The following is a 14,343-nucleotide window of genomic DNA, read 5'->3' on the forward strand; positions in this document are numbered from 1 at the left end:
GTGAATAGTGAGAAGTGAATAGTGAGAAGTGAATAGTGAGAAGTGAATAGATAATTATTACATTTTTTATTAACTATTTACAACTCACCACTCATGACTCACCATTTACTATTAAAAAAAAGATATGGATCATAAAGATTTAGATGTTTGGAAGAAAAGTATGGATTTGGTTGAATCTGTTTATAAATTGACGCAACAATTTCCAGAAGCTGAAAAGTTTGGGCTAATCAGTCAAATGAGAAGATCGGCTGTTTCAATTCCGTCAAATATTGCAGAAGGAACTGCTAGAAAGGGAGATAAAGAATTGTTACAATTTCTTTATATTGCAATTGGTTCTGTTGCTGAACTGGAAACACAATATTTGATTGCTATTCGGTTAGGATTTATATCAAATCATACTCTTGTGGAACAGCAATTGACAGAAGTAAAGAAACTATTGTTAGGATTTAAAAATTACATAGATAGAAAGAAGTGAAAAGTGAGAAGTGAAAAGTGAGAAGTGAAAAGTGAGAAGTGAAAAGTGAAAAGTGAGAAGAAGTATTATCACTCACCACTCACCATTCACCACTCATCATTCACCACTCACCACTCACCATTCACCATTCACCATTCACCATTCACCACTCACCATTCACCACTCACCATTCACCATTCACCATTCACCATTCACCATTCACCACTCACTACTCACTACTCAGCACTCACCATTCACTACTCACCATGAAAGAAATCATCATCAAAGCCGAAAACATCTCCAAGCAGTACCGACTCGGAAAGGTAGGCACCGGAACCATAAAGCACGACCTCAACCGTTGGTGGCACAGTCTCATCGGTAAGGAAGATCCCTATTTAAAAATTGGGGAAGCCAATGACCGTTCCGTTAAAGGAGAGAGTGATTACGTTTGGGCATTGCAGGATATTAATTTCGAAATAGCCAAAGGAGAGGTGGTGGGTATTATTGGGAAAAACGGAGCAGGGAAATCCACGTTGTTAAAGATTTTGTCACGGGTGACTTCGCCTACTACCGGCAGTGTGAAATTTGGAGGGCGTGTGGCTTCCTTACTCGAAGTAGGAACAGGATTTAATGGTGAAATGACCGGTCGTGAGAATATTTTCCTGAACGGAGCCATTTTAGGGATGACCAAAAAAGAAATCGCGTCTAAGTTGGATGAAATTATCGAATTCTCCGGCTGTGAACGCTATATTGATACTCCGGTAAAGCGATACAGCAGCGGAATGTATGTGCGCCTGGCCTTTGCCGTAGCCGCTTTCCTCGAACCTGAAATATTAATAGTTGATGAAGTCTTAGCCGTAGGAGATGCTGAATTCCAGAAAAAAGCCATTGGCAAGATGCAGGATATTTCTAAAGGCGAAGGTAGAACAGTCTTGTTTGTAAGTCATAATATGGCAGCGGTAAAGAGTTTGTGTACCAGAGGGATTGTATTGGAGCATGGGAAAGTGGCGTTTGAGGGGGGGATTGATGAGGCTTTAAATAGATACCTATCTTCAAAATTTACCCAAATGGTTTGGAAAGGAATCGATGGAGATGAAACTTTATCTTTAATGTCAGTTTCAATTAATAATTTTTCAAGGGATTCAAATTTAAAGACTTCAGATTCCTTGCAAATTTTGTTACAATTTAAGTTGGGTATTGTTCTTAATGATATTGTGCTAGGTTTTTCAGTATTATCGGGTATTGCAAATCCTTTAGTAGGTGTTTTATATAATGATTATAATGATTATACAGTTATTAATCCTGGAGAGTATGAAGTTTCCTTTATAATACCGCCTTATAGTTTGGCGTCAGGTGATTATGAAATTGAATTTAACCTTTCGATACATAATGTTAAGAAATTTACAACCCAAAAATCTAATCTGACATTTAATCTTCTGGCGGATTCAGAAGTAGGTAATAAATTTTTTCTTCAAAATCATCCCAATTATAATTCAGTTGTCAGACCGAACTGGTTTGAGTACTTAAAAAAAAATAGGTAAATTATGGTGTTTAAACTTTTAAAGAATGCTATAAAAAGATTTTTGATTGCAGTAAATCAGAAAGTATTTTACACTGATTTTCAGAAGGAAATGCTTAAAGCAAAAAAAACAGTTTCAGAGGGAGTGATTTCTCTTTTTGGAAAACAATTTTATTATCATCATGGGATTGCTTTTTATGTTACTTATCAAGAGATTTTTGTAAAAGGTATTTACAATTTTAAAACAGATAGTAAAAAACCGGTGATTTTAGATTGTGGGGCAAATATGGGATTAAGTGTGTTATTCTTCTCAAGAAATTTTCCAAATGCTGAAATTTTTGCTTTTGAACCGGATAAAAAAGTTTTGAGTTATTTGGAAAAAAACATAGCTTCTCAAAATCTTAAAAATGTCCATTTAATCCAAAAAGGAGTTTGGTCATCAGAAACTATTTTAAAATTTTATACTGATAGTGGAATGGGAGGAAGGTTAGCTATGAAATATAATAATCAAATCCCTGAATTTGTTCCTACGATTAGATTACGAGATTATTTGGAACGTCCGATCACTTTTTTAAAAATGGATATTGAGGGGGCGGAATATGAAGTTTTAAATGATATTGAAGATAGATTAACTAATATTGAAAATGTTTTTTTAGAATATCATAGTATTTTTGACGAAGAACAACATTTAGATGAAATATTGGCAATTTTCAAGCGTAATGGTTTTCGTTATCATTTAAGTCAGTCTTTTTCAAGAAATCGCCCATTTATAGATAAGAATATTGGATGTGAAAAATATGATATGGCTATTAATATTTATGCTTACAAAAGCTAAAAAGAAATATGATTTCAATTATAATATGTTGTAGGAAAAAAAAAATAGATTTTGAATTAGAATTAAATATTCAAATGACTATTGGATGTGAGTACGAGTTAATAGTTATTGATAACTCAGAAAACAAATATTCTATATTTGAAGCTTATAATTTAGGAATTGAACAAAGTAAAGGAGAATATTTGTGCTTTATTCATGATGACATATTATTTCATACTCAGGATTGGGGAAATGTAATCAGTAATATTTTTGCGTCAGATGCATATATAGGATTGATAGGGATTGCAGGTGCCAAAATGAAAACAAAGATGCCTTCAGCCTGGTGGGATTGCCCTAAAGAATATAAAATGCTAAATATTATTCAGCATCTTAATTCAAATATAGTAGAACATCAACAAATAGGGTGGAGAGAGAATACGATTGAAGAGGTTGTTGTAATTGACGGAGTTTTTATGGTAGCCAAAAAATTATCTTTTTTAAGATTTAACGAAAAAATGTTTGGTTTTCATAATTACGATATGAATCTTTCATTGGAATGTTTGATTAATAATTATAAAATTGTTGTTACAAAGGAAATTTTGATAGAACATTTTTCACTAGGGACTTTAAATGAATCTTGGTACACTTCAACAATTAAATTTAGAAAACTATATAGAAGGTATTTGCCTTTAAAAATAGATAGTTTGAATTCCGGAGTTTTAAAATTTGCGGAAATTCAAAATGGAATGTGTTTTACAATGGGCTTATTAGCTTTAGGTAATAAAAAAGAATCTCTAAAATATTGGTTGCAACTATTATTACTTAAACCATATTCTAAATTTCATTTTAAATTTTTAAAAAGATTGATTCAATAATGCTAGCCATAATTATCCCATATTACAAACTTACTTTTTTTGAAGATACCTTAGCTTCGTTAGCTACTCAAACGGATAAAAGATTTAAAGTTTACATTGGGGATGATGCCAGTCCGGAGAATCCAACAGCATTAATAGACAAATACCGGGGAAAATTTGATTTTAAATATCATCGGTTTGATGAAAATTTAGGAGGGGTATCATTGACTAAACAATGGGAGCGTTGTATTGAGCTGTCAGGGGATGAGGAATGGTTAATGATTTTGGGAGATGATGATGTGTTAGGTAAAAATGTGGTAGAGGAATTTTATAAAACTTTTCTAATTGCTGGAAATAAAGTAAATTTATTTAGGTTTAATTTAAGGGTTATAGATGAAAAAAACGCTTTGTTACACGTGAATGAGGCCTTACAAGAGATTGACTCCTCTTATGATTTGTTGGAAAAAATATTTTTGCTGAAAGAAATTATTACAATGAGCGAGTTTGTTTTTACGAGAAAAATTTATGAGCAAAATAATGGGATAGTAGCATTTCCGTTGGCTTGGTTTTCAGATTATGCCACTTGGTTGTTATATGGTAAAAAAACAGGGATATTCAATATAAATAATGCTTCCGTTTATTGGAGACTAAGTAAAGTCAATATCTCGTCAAAATCAACAGATATAAAAGAAATTGAATTGAAAGTTACTAGTTTATTTTTATTTAATTCTTTTTTGAAAGATAATTTAAATATTGATAAAGAAGAGTTAAATAAATACCAATTTAACTATCTGTTGAATCAATTGAATGTCATTAAATTCTTTTCAGCTTTAAGGTTAATACTTGTCGTAATGATTCGTTTAAGAAAAAAAGACATTATAATTGTATTATATAAATATATAGGCAGAAAAGTGAGTAGAAAAATATTTAACTGATTATGAAGGTGTTAGTTCCACATCAAAAAGACCAAAATATATACCTTGATGAGATTATTAAATATTCTGAAAGTGAATTCGTGTTTGGAAACTTTAAGGATTTTAATTCTTCTTTTGATATCGTAAATATTCAGTTTCCCGAAGCGATTTTTGATTGGAAAGTTCCAACTCAAACAGAATTAAATGAATTAGAATCTCAGATTAGAATCTGGAAAATGAGTTCTAAAATTGTTTATACGATGAATGATTTTAAAAAGCACTATGATAAAAAAGAAAATTTTGATAATTTGTTTTCATTAATTCATAAAAATGCAGATGCTGTAATTCACTTAGGGAATTACTCGATGCAACATTGTCAGAAAATGTTTTCTGAAGATTGTATTCATACAATAATTCATCATCCTCTATATAGTAGTTTACTGGAAAGTGGAAAAAGAGAAAATATAGAGGAAATATATAAAATTGATTTGGAAAATAAATTTGTCGTTTCCGTAATCGGGGGCATCAGGTCTAAGGAGGAAATGAAACTAATATTTAAGATATTCAAAAAAATTCCCGTAAAGAATAAATTTTTAGTAGTGCCCAGAATGTTTCAATTTCTTGAAATTCCTGATTATATTCCTTATCGATTTAGGAAAAAGTATCGAAAGTTAATGGAAAGTCTATATTGTTTGTCATTATCTAAAAAGCAGTATTATTTTAATTCTCTTTTTTTAGATTATTCCTATTTAATAAATTTAGTTGACAGAAGTTCTGTAATAATTATTCCCAGAGTAAGGAATTTGAATTCAGGTAATTTGTTTCTGGGGTTGACATTCGATAAACCAATGGTTATACCAGGAATAGGAAATTTGACAGAAGAGGCAGATAATTTTGGGTTACCTGTTTTTGATATAATAAACAATTCATACGAAGACGTAATTAATAAAGTCTTAGAATTAGAGCATAATTCGTATTTTCAAACAAAACAATTTCAAGATAAAAAAAAAGAGTATCAACCCGAGAAAATAGCTATGAAATATGATAGTTTCTTTAAGTCTTTAATATTTTAGAAAATGAATCCTCTGGTTTCTATTATCATTCCCACCTACAATCGCGCCCATCTTATTGGTGAAACGCTAGATTCTGTTATGGCACAAACCTATCAAAATTGGGAATGTATTATTGTGGATGATGGTAGTGAAGATGACACTCTTGCAGTTTTAGAAAGGTATTTAATTGCCGATACCCGATTTCAGTTTCATTATCGTCCAATAGATAGAATTAAGGGAGCAAATAGCTGCCGGAATTATGGATTTGAGTTAAGCAAGGGAGAATATATAAAATGGTTTGATAGTGATGATATAATGTTTTCTGATTGTTTGGAGAAACAAATTGAAAATAGTCACACTTTTGATGTTTCGGTTTGTCAGGTTGTAAAATATGATTTTGAAAATCAAAAAATACTGGGAATGACACAAATTAATTCCGATCAATTGATTTTGGATTATCTTTTAGGGAAAATTACTTTCTACATTATCTCACCGTTATGGAAAAAAGAGTTTGTTAAAAGACAAAAAGGATTATTTGATGAATCTATTTCTAATTTAGACGATTGGGATTTTAATTTAAGAATGCTATATGAAAATCCTGTAATTAAATTTATAAATGAAGGATTAATATATTATCGTATTCATAATGAATCTCTATCTCAGGAATTAGGAAAATTGAATAGAAAAGAAATAGCATCTGAATTAAAAGCAAGAGATAAGCATATAAAATTATTAGAAAGAAATAACGATGTTATTAATTCTAATGCGTTACAAAATTTTACTAAAAATAGGGTTAAGTATTTTTTGAGAGAGGCGTTGGTAAGAAAAGATGCTAATGATTTGTTTCTTTGCAAAGAATTATTCAAAAGACAAATAAAATTGTTTGATTTTATAGATTTATTTAAATCTGTATTTGCAGTTACAACATTTAAAATTTTTGGCAAAGGTTATAAATATTTATAAAATGAAAATCCTTTTTGTTTCCATGCCTTCCGTTCACGTAATCCGATGGATAGAAAATTTAAAAGACACTAATCATGAATTGTATTGGTTTGATGTGTTAGATAGTGGGCGATTGGATACTTTAGAGAGGGTACATCAATTTACAACTTGGAGAAAAAGGAAATTTCCGTATATAAAAGGAGAATACCGTTTACAAAAAATATTTCCAAACATGTATGAAAAAGTGAAGTCTTTTTTAGAAGTGACAGCCAATGAAGCATTAGAACAAATCATTTTAGACATTCAGCCCGATGTAGTACATAGTTTTGAATTGCATAGTTGTTCCTATCCTATTTTGAAAACGATGCAAAAATTTCCAAAATTGAAATGGTTGTATTCCTGTTGGGGGAATGATTTGTTTTATTACAGGCAATATAAAACACACTTAAAAAGAATACAGCAGGTTTTAGCTCGTGTTAATTTTTTACATACCGATTGTATGCGTGATTTTGAAATTGCCAAAAAATTAGGTTTCAAAGGTCAGTTTTTAGGTGTTATCCCGGGAGGTACAGGATATAAAATAAAGGAGTTAGATGTTTATAAATTAGACATTACAGAGCGGAAAATTATTTTAGTAAAAGGCTATGAACATAAATTCGGCAGAGGGCTAAATGTTATTAAAGCTTTACAGTTATTAGATAAGGAGTTAGAGAAATATAAAGTTATAGTATTTGGAGCGCATCAAAAAGTTATAGATTATATAACATCCAATCGGCTAGATTTTACTTTTTTTGACAGACATGGACTTTCGCATAAAGAATTAATGCAATTAATGGGGAAATCTTTAGTGTATATAGGAAATAGTATTTCAGATGGTATGCCTAATACAATGTTAGAAGCTGTTGTAATGGGAGCTTTTCCAATACAATCCAATCCAGGAGGTGCTTCCGAAGAGATTATTGTACAGGGCAGGAATGGCTATTTAATTGCTAATCCGGAATCGGTTTCAGAAATAAAAGAAATACTCCTAAAAGCATTATCTGAAAAAAGTAACTTTGTAAAGGCAGCCGAAATAAATCAACAGCTGGCTCAGGAGCGATTGGATTATGCAGTCAATCAATTGAGGGTAATCGAAATGTATAATACAATTCTAAAATGCGGGTAGGTTTTAATCCAAATAAAAACAAACAGTTGGAATCTAATGATTTTTATCATCAGGTTATTATACCCGTATATATCCCTAATCAGGAAGGTTATTTTAAAGATAGTTTTACAATTTTACAATTATGTTTGGAGTCTTTATTTAAAACAGTTCATGACAAAACTTTTATTACCATTGTCAATAACGGAAGTTGTTTTGAAGTTTCTAATTATTTGGGTGAGTTGTATCAAAGCAGGAAAATTCAGGAACTTATCAATACTAAAAATATTGGGAGAATTAATGCTATCTTAAAAGCTGTTGCAGGACACAATTTTACTGTTGTCACTGCTTCTGATGCAGATGTTCTGTTTTTAGAAAAATGGCAGGAGGCTGCTTATGAGGTTTTTAAACATTTTCCTAAAACAGGTGCAGTGTGTACGACCCCTTCTTCAAAATCGTATAAAACTTATACGGCAAATATTTTTTTTGATTGTTTTTTTTTTAAAAGATTACGTTTTACAGCAGTGCAAAATTCTACGGCTTTAAGAGCATTTGCACATAGTATTGAAAATCCTTTGTTTTATAATGAAGTTCATTTAGCAAATTATTTAACTATTTCGAGTAATGATTTTAAAGCAGTTGTGGGAGCCGGTCACTTTGTAATAACATATAAAGCATCTCTATTTTATTCTTTACCTGAAAAATCTACGGAATATGTATTAGGAGGAAATAGTAATTATTTATTAGATACAATGGTTATAAAAAAAGGTTTTTGGCGTTTATCTACGGCTGATAATTATACCTATCACATGGGCAATGTTGCTGAGGCTTGGATGTTTGAGGAAGTTACTAAGTTAAAACAAGCTGTCAAAACAATAGATTTTCAATTAAAAGAGAGACCTTCAGAGACTAAATGGGGCTATTATATTAAGAGTAAAATTTTTGGTAAGTTTATCTTGAACAAAAAAATAATGAAATGTTTTTTACGTTGGAAAGGACTTTCAAAAAGAGAAGCAGAAAAGTATTTAACATGATGGATAAAATTAACATAGCCTATTTAATTACTGCTTACCATAATTATGGGCATCTTGAAAAATTAATAAGAGCTCTTCAGGATACTAATGTGTATTTTTATATACATATTGATAAAAATTCAGAAATGCCAACAAATTTAAATCAGTTTACAAATATTAAATTTATAAAAAGACATAAAGTTTGGTGGGCTGGCTGGTCGCATCAAAAGGCAATATTTAATTTAATGGCTGCTGCGGTTAAAGATAATTATGATTATTATGCTTTACTGAGTGGTAGTGATTATCCGATTAGGTCTAATGAATTCTTGTATAATAAGTTACAACAAGGAGGAGAATTCATTAGCATTAAAGAAGGATTTCCATCTGATTTAAAAAGAGGGTGGATAACTAATTTTTATTTTGATCTGTTTTATAGACGAAAGCCAAATAAACCCATTTGGATTAAAATTTTATTACGCTTAGAGAAAAAGATTAGTTTATACTTTCCCAAAAAAAACTTTCCGTTTAAAAAAGTTTTTTTTGGTCCTACATGGTGGATTTTAACCCATTCAACCGTTCGGTATATTTTAGATTTTTTAAATTCAAATCGGCATTACGAGCGTTTTTTTAAAAATTCATTTTGTTGTGAAGAAATTTTAATACCAACCATAATTGGTAATTCAGGAATTACAAATATAAAAGGGAATTTGACTTATGTGGATTGGTCTGTACATCCGGGACCTGCATTTGTATCTAAAAAGCATTTGGCTATTTTTGAAAATGATTTTGTTCAAAATGAATACGGGGATAATGTTGCTTTTTTTGCCAGAAAATTTGATAAAGAAAGTGAAGCCCTATTAGATTTTATTGATTTAAATTTTAGAGCATAAACTATGATAACCATACTTTTTATTTACCGGAATAAAGACTTAATAAGGGTAAAAAACAGTTTGTTAAGCTTGGAAAATCAAACAGTAAAAAAGTTTAAGATACTTTTTGTAGATTATGGTTCACAATCGGTTTACAGTCTTGCTTTAAAAGAACTTTTGAAGCAATTTTCAGCTATTCACTATCATTATTCTTATGTTGAAAACCAGCCATGGTCACGTGCTAAGGCTATTAATGTGGGCTTACAATTAATTAAGACCCCCTATGTTTTTGTGGCAGATATAGATATGATTTTTAGAGAAAATTTTATCGAAAAGCTTTATGATTTGGCAAAAGTTAATTTATCGACTTATTTTAAGGTTGGGTTTTTAAGTAAAGAAACCAAAGTGTTTTCTGGAAATTTTGATACTATTCCTGTAGCTTTTTCAAGTGGAGTTGGAGCTCAGGGTTTGTCTCTTTTCTGTATGGAAGCTTTACATAAAATAAATGGATTTGATGAATTCTATCATTTTTGGGGTGCTGAAGACACCGATATTCATGTTCGCTTACAAAATGTGGGCTGTGAAGTATCATTTTATGATGCTGAAATTGTATTGCTGCATCAATGGCATTCCAGTTACCGAAGCAGTGAGCGTAAAAAATTAACGACTGATTTGCAACTCTCAGGAGTGGTGCAGTTGAATCATCAACATCTAAAAGATACCATCGCTCAAAAAAGAACGAAAGTAAATGATGATGAGTGGGGTGTTTCTATTTCAAAGAAGCAATATGAAGCATTGCAAAAACCTGACAGGCAAATAATAATAACAAATCGGAAACCGGAAATCGATCATTTTTTATTTTATACTCTAAAACAAAAAACACCGCTGATTACAGAATATCTATTTCAATTGGATATAGAAGAGGGGACTTTAAAACAAAAAATAAAAAAAATACTCCGTAAAAAGGTTCCGCAATACTATACTCTTAAAGAAATTAATGACTTTATTTTAGTACATTTAATTAGTAATCCGGCACTAAAAAACTACCGCTATCAGGTTGCTCCTGATATGAAAAGTATATCTTTGATTCTTTAAAAATTGTAATTCATGACCAAAGTAATCCTTATATCGCAAGTTCCGCTACCGTATGAAAAAATAGGGAGTTGGACTACTCTTTATAAAAATTACTTACAACAAGATCATCAAATAGATTTTATAGTTTGTGAACAACCGGAATACCAATTTCCAGATGTAAATTACAGTCTTGTAGCAACAGATTTTTTGACAAAAGTTCAAAAAAAGATAGCTAAAAATCCTTATATAGGTTACTTTAAAGCCTTAGCAAAAATCATAAAACCAGGTGAAAAGTATATTATTCAGATAGTAGATAATTTCGGAATTGTAAAACCTTTACAGGATTTCCTGTTTTCTAAAAAATGGAGAGAGCATTGTTATTTGCAGTTTTTCTATCATGGTTTTCCGCCTTTTTATGGCAATTTTGAAAGTCGTTATTTTTTTGAAACCATTGACGAAATGGTATTGTTAACTTTTGATTCTTATTGGGTACACAAAGAACAGTACACGGTTTTGCCTACTCACTTTTCGGTTTTACATAACGGCATTGATACACAAAAGTTTTATAAGGTAAGTAGCATCGAAAAAGCAGTGTTGAAAGAGAAATTTGGAGTCAAAGATAAAACAGTTTTTATATGGTGCTCTCAGGATCGTCCTAAAAAAGGCTTGCATATTATATTGGACGCCTGGAAAAAAGTACATGTACAGAATCCAAATACGGTATTATGGGTAATTGGTTGTGAACCTAAAAAACCCGCAAAAGCTGTTGAATACTTAGGGAGAATTCCAAATGAAGAATTAGCTCAATATTATCAAACGGCGGATTGTTATTTATTTCCAACTTTATGGCATGAAGGTTTTGGTTTAAGTCTCATTGAAGCCTTGCATTGTGGTTGTTATTGTATTGCTTCGGCTTTAGGAGGTGTCCCGGAAGTGTTACAGTATGGTAAATTGGGTAAGTTAATAGAAAAACCTCATTTTGTCGAAGAATGGGAAAAGGCTGTAACTAATTTTTTAGAAAGGGAAATTGTAATTCCTGATGCTCCAAAAGATTTATATACAGCTGAAAATTGGAGCAATGACATGAATAAAATCATTGAAAATGCTAAAAGCAGATTAAAATAAATGAAAACCATCGCCATCATTCCTGCCCGGGGCGGTTCCAAACGCTTAGCCGGAAAAAATACGCTGCTTTTAGGAGGTATTCCTTTGTTAGTGCATTCTATTCAATATGCTCAGGCAAACCAGGAAATCATTGATGCCATTTATGTTTCCACGGATCATGTAGAAATTAAAAAAATAGCCCTTCAATACGGTGCTAAAGTTATCGATCGTCCGGAACATTTGAGCGGGGATTTGGAGCCTACTGTTTCAGCTCTAAAACATGTACTTCAATCTGTAAAAGATGAAGTTGAAAACGTGATTATATTACAACCTACCAATCCACTTCGACCTACCAATTTACTAAGAGAAGCTTTTGAAGAGTATCAAAAGGAAAATTACGACAGCCTCTTTACAGTTTCCCGAAACTATCAGAAATTCGGAAAAATAGCCAACAATAAATTTATTCCTTTTAATTATACCATTGGGCAGAGAAGCCAGGATTTAGAACCACTCTATTTTGAAAACGGATTGCTATATATTACTAAGGCCGCAGCCATCATGGAAAATAAAATCATAACCGAAAATGCCTTCCCTTTGCTGGTAAATCATATTTTTGCCAATATCGATATCGACATGCAGGAGGATTTAGACTACGCCGAATACCTGTACAGTAGCAATGGCAATGACAATGACAATGACAATAGCAATGGCAATAACAATAGCAATGGCAATAACAATAGCAATGGCAATGACAATAGCAATGGCAATGACAATAGCAATGGCAATGACAATAACAATAGCAATAGCAATGGCAATAACAATAGCAATAGCAATAGCAATGACAATAACAATAGCAATAGCAATAGCAATAGCAATGGCAATAAAAATAGCAATGACAATAACGGACAACCGATAACCCACAACCCAAAATGAACCCATACATAGAAATTGCAGGAAGAAAAATAGGCCTCGATTATCCGCCATTAGTGATTGCCGAAATCGGTATCAATCATGAAGGTTCTTTGCAAGTCGCCAAAGAAATGGTGGATGCAGCATACAGAGCAGGTGTTGAGGTGGTCAAACATCAAACGCATATTGTTGAGGACGAAATGAGCGGAGCTGCCAAAAAAGTAATTCCCGGTAATGCCGATATTTCCATTTATGAAATCATGGAACGTTGTTCGCTCAATGAAGTAGAGGAATTAGAATTGAAAAACTATGTGGAAAGCAGAGGCATGATTTTTATATCGACCCCCTTTTCGCGTGCCGCTGCTGACAGATTAGAGCAATTTAATGTGCCGGCTTATAAAATTGGTTCCGGCGAATGCAATAATTATCCCTTACTGGAGCATATTGCTTCTTTTGGCAAGCCGGTAATTTTGAGTACCGGAATGAACACCATTGAAAGTGTACAAAAAGCAGTGGCCATTTTTGATAAATACAATGTTCCTGTAGCCTTGTTGCATACGACCAATTTGTACCCAACACCAATTCATTTAGTGCGTTTGGGAGCTATGACACAATTACATGAAGCTTTTCCGAACAAGGTTTTTGGATTATCTGATCATACCTTAAACAATAATGCCTGTTTAGGAGCGGTAGCCTTGGGAGCAAGCATTCTGGAACGTCACTTTACAGATCACATGCATCGTACAGGACCGGATATTATTTGCAGTATGGATGAAAAAACAACATCAGAATTAATTATTGCCTCTAATGAAATCTGGCAAATGCGCGGTGGAACCAAAGAACCCGCCAAAGAAGAGCAGGTAACTATCGATTTCGCTTTTGCTACAGTGTGTACAATAGCAGCAATCAAAAAAGGGGAAAAACTATCCAAAGAAAATATCTGGGTCAAACGCCCCGGAACCGGAAAGATTCTCGCAGAACATTTTAATGATTTAATTGGAAAAACAGCAACCAGAGATATTGAAAATGATGAACAGCTTTGTTTGGAGGATGTTTGTTGAGTAGGTGTCGGCAGCTCTCGATCTGACAAAGTTGATAATTTTTTGAGAGTCAAATCGTGTGTCAGGTCGAGCGCAGTCGAGACCCCTATATAAAAGAGTTGTCATATTTGTTCTCGCAATAAGTTAATTTTGCTTACTCGATTATAATTGAACTGTCAAATCGAGCGGAGTCGAGATTTAAAATGAATACAGATGAAATTTTATTTTGTATATATATTGAAGTGCAAGGACGAATCTTTATATGTCGGAATCACATCTGATCTTGAAAGAAGAATAATGGAACACAATGCGGGGAAATATCCGGAGGCTTATACACATTCTCGAAGACCAGTTGAGTTAGTTTTTTATCAGGACTTTACAGATCCCAATCAAGCCATTACTTTTGAGAAGAGAATAAAAAAATGGAGTCGAGCCAAAAAACAATGTTTAATAGATGAGAATTTTGATAAATTACAGAGTTTGGCTGAATGTAGAAATGCCACACATCATAAATACAAGCCAGATGAAGAATAAAATGCGTCTCGACTGCGCTCGACGTCCAAATGTTGATAATTTATTAGATAAGAAATAAAGGCGTCTCGACTGCGCTCGACGTGACAGAGCATTAGTTCTAATTTAAACAT

General features: G+C 32.3%; 15 protein-coding genes. All 15 read left to right on the plus strand.

Annotation, left to right across the window (positions count from 1 at the left end; genetic code table 11):
• Positions 1 to 124: 124 nt before the first annotated feature.
• Positions 125 to 475 (plus strand): four helix bundle protein, encoded by a 351-nt coding sequence (locus H599_RS0113175; protein WP_026714563.1) that lies wholly within the window; start codon positions 125 to 127, stop codon positions 473 to 475.
• Between the two features lie 245 nt (positions 476 to 720).
• Entirely contained in the window at positions 721 to 1,995 is a 1,275-nt protein-coding gene (locus tag H599_RS0113180) for an ABC transporter ATP-binding protein (protein WP_026714564.1), read from the plus strand.
• Between the two features lie 3 nt (positions 1,996 to 1,998).
• Positions 1,999 to 2,808, plus strand: a complete 810-nt coding sequence (locus H599_RS19765; RefSeq protein WP_026714565.1) for an FkbM family methyltransferase — start codon at positions 1,999 to 2,001, stop codon at positions 2,806 to 2,808.
• A gap of 8 nt (positions 2,809 to 2,816) precedes the next feature.
• Positions 2,817 to 3,662, plus strand: a complete 846-nt coding sequence (locus tag H599_RS19770; protein ID WP_035141641.1) for a glycosyltransferase — start codon at positions 2,817 to 2,819, stop codon at positions 3,660 to 3,662.
• Positions 3,662 to 4,576, plus strand: coding sequence for a glycosyltransferase family 2 protein (locus tag H599_RS19775; protein ID WP_051590747.1), 915 nt, complete (start codon positions 3,662 to 3,664; stop codon positions 4,574 to 4,576). The genes H599_RS19770 and H599_RS19775 overlap by 1 nt, the downstream gene beginning before the upstream one ends.
• Before the next feature lie 2 nt (positions 4,577 to 4,578).
• A complete protein-coding gene (locus tag H599_RS0113200; protein ID WP_026714566.1) occupies positions 4,579 to 5,628 on the plus strand; it encodes a hypothetical protein in 1,050 nt (349 codons plus the stop codon).
• Between the two features lie 3 nt (positions 5,629 to 5,631).
• Positions 5,632 to 6,570, plus strand: a complete 939-nt coding sequence (locus tag H599_RS20380; RefSeq protein WP_026714567.1) for a glycosyltransferase family 2 protein — start codon at positions 5,632 to 5,634, stop codon at positions 6,568 to 6,570.
• A gap of 1 nt (position 6,571) precedes the next feature.
• Positions 6,572 to 7,714 (plus strand): glycosyltransferase family 4 protein, encoded by a 1,143-nt coding sequence (locus tag H599_RS0113210; protein ID WP_026714568.1) that lies wholly within the window; start codon positions 6,572 to 6,574, stop codon positions 7,712 to 7,714.
• Complete coding sequence (locus H599_RS0113215) at positions 7,705 to 8,724, plus strand: glycosyltransferase family protein (RefSeq protein ID WP_026714569.1); 1,020 nt, start codon at positions 7,705 to 7,707, stop codon at positions 8,722 to 8,724. The genes H599_RS0113210 and H599_RS0113215 overlap by 10 nt, the downstream gene beginning before the upstream one ends.
• Positions 8,721 to 9,593 (plus strand): beta-1,6-N-acetylglucosaminyltransferase, encoded by an 873-nt coding sequence (locus H599_RS0113220; protein ID WP_026714570.1) that lies wholly within the window; start codon positions 8,721 to 8,723, stop codon positions 9,591 to 9,593. Before H599_RS0113215 ends, H599_RS0113220 begins: the two co-directional genes overlap by 4 nt.
• Positions 9,594 to 9,596: 3 nt before the next feature.
• The gene (locus H599_RS0113225) at positions 9,597 to 10,667 is read left to right on the plus strand and encodes a glycosyltransferase family 2 protein (protein WP_026714571.1); all 1,071 of its coding nucleotides are present in this window, start codon (positions 9,597 to 9,599) and stop codon (positions 10,665 to 10,667) included.
• A 12-nt stretch (positions 10,668 to 10,679) separates the two neighbouring features.
• Positions 10,680 to 11,771, plus strand: a complete 1,092-nt coding sequence (locus H599_RS0113230; RefSeq protein WP_026714572.1) for a glycosyltransferase family 4 protein — start codon at positions 10,680 to 10,682, stop codon at positions 11,769 to 11,771.
• A complete protein-coding gene (locus H599_RS19785; RefSeq protein ID WP_081810569.1) occupies positions 11,772 to 12,683 on the plus strand; it encodes an acylneuraminate cytidylyltransferase family protein in 912 nt (303 codons plus the stop codon).
• On the plus strand, positions 12,680 to 13,720 hold the full coding sequence (neuB, locus tag H599_RS0113240; protein ID WP_026714573.1) for an N-acetylneuraminate synthase: 1,041 nt from the start codon (positions 12,680 to 12,682) through the stop codon (positions 13,718 to 13,720). The genes H599_RS19785 and neuB overlap by 4 nt, the downstream gene beginning before the upstream one ends.
• Positions 13,721 to 13,912: 192 nt before the next feature.
• Positions 13,913 to 14,233, plus strand: a complete 321-nt coding sequence (locus tag H599_RS0113245) for a GIY-YIG nuclease family protein (RefSeq protein ID WP_026714574.1) — start codon at positions 13,913 to 13,915, stop codon at positions 14,231 to 14,233.
• Positions 14,234 to 14,343 lie beyond the last annotated feature (110 nt).

Origin of the sequence: Flavobacterium daejeonense DSM 17708 (assembly GCF_000425425.1) — a bacterium.
GTDB lineage: Bacteria > Bacteroidota > Bacteroidia > Flavobacteriales > Flavobacteriaceae > Flavobacterium > Flavobacterium daejeonense.

What these genes read in the sequence shown, in the direction of transcription:
- H599_RS0113225 (WP_026714571.1), top strand. Translation starts at nt 9,597, where the DNA reads ATGATAACCATACTTTTTATTTACCGGAATAAAGACTTAATAAGGGTA.
- H599_RS19785 (WP_081810569.1), top strand. Translation starts at nt 11,772, where the DNA reads ATGAAAACCATCGCCATCATTCCTGCCCGGGGCGGTTCCAAACGCTTA.
- H599_RS19765 (WP_026714565.1), top strand. Translation starts at nt 1,999, where the DNA reads ATGGTGTTTAAACTTTTAAAGAATGCTATAAAAAGATTTTTGATTGCA.
- H599_RS0113215 (WP_026714569.1), top strand. Translation starts at nt 7,705, where the DNA reads ATGCGGGTAGGTTTTAATCCAAATAAAAACAAACAGTTGGAATCTAAT.
- H599_RS19775 (WP_051590747.1), top strand. Translation starts at nt 3,662, where the DNA reads ATGCTAGCCATAATTATCCCATATTACAAACTTACTTTTTTTGAAGAT.
- H599_RS0113210 (WP_026714568.1), top strand. Translation starts at nt 6,572, where the DNA reads ATGAAAATCCTTTTTGTTTCCATGCCTTCCGTTCACGTAATCCGATGG.
- neuB (WP_026714573.1), top strand. Translation starts at nt 12,680, where the DNA reads ATGAACCCATACATAGAAATTGCAGGAAGAAAAATAGGCCTCGATTAT.
- H599_RS0113230 (WP_026714572.1), top strand. Translation starts at nt 10,680, where the DNA reads ATGACCAAAGTAATCCTTATATCGCAAGTTCCGCTACCGTATGAAAAA.
- H599_RS0113220 (WP_026714570.1), top strand. Translation starts at nt 8,721, where the DNA reads ATGATGGATAAAATTAACATAGCCTATTTAATTACTGCTTACCATAAT.
- H599_RS0113245 (WP_026714574.1), top strand. Translation starts at nt 13,913, where the DNA reads ATGAAATTTTATTTTGTATATATATTGAAGTGCAAGGACGAATCTTTA.
- H599_RS20380 (WP_026714567.1), top strand. Translation starts at nt 5,632, where the DNA reads ATGAATCCTCTGGTTTCTATTATCATTCCCACCTACAATCGCGCCCAT.
- H599_RS0113200 (WP_026714566.1), top strand. Translation starts at nt 4,579, where the DNA reads ATGAAGGTGTTAGTTCCACATCAAAAAGACCAAAATATATACCTTGAT.
- H599_RS0113180 (WP_026714564.1), top strand. Translation starts at nt 721, where the DNA reads ATGAAAGAAATCATCATCAAAGCCGAAAACATCTCCAAGCAGTACCGA.
- H599_RS19770 (WP_035141641.1), top strand. Translation starts at nt 2,817, where the DNA reads ATGATTTCAATTATAATATGTTGTAGGAAAAAAAAAATAGATTTTGAA.
- H599_RS0113175 (WP_026714563.1), top strand. Translation starts at nt 125, where the DNA reads ATGGATCATAAAGATTTAGATGTTTGGAAGAAAAGTATGGATTTGGTT.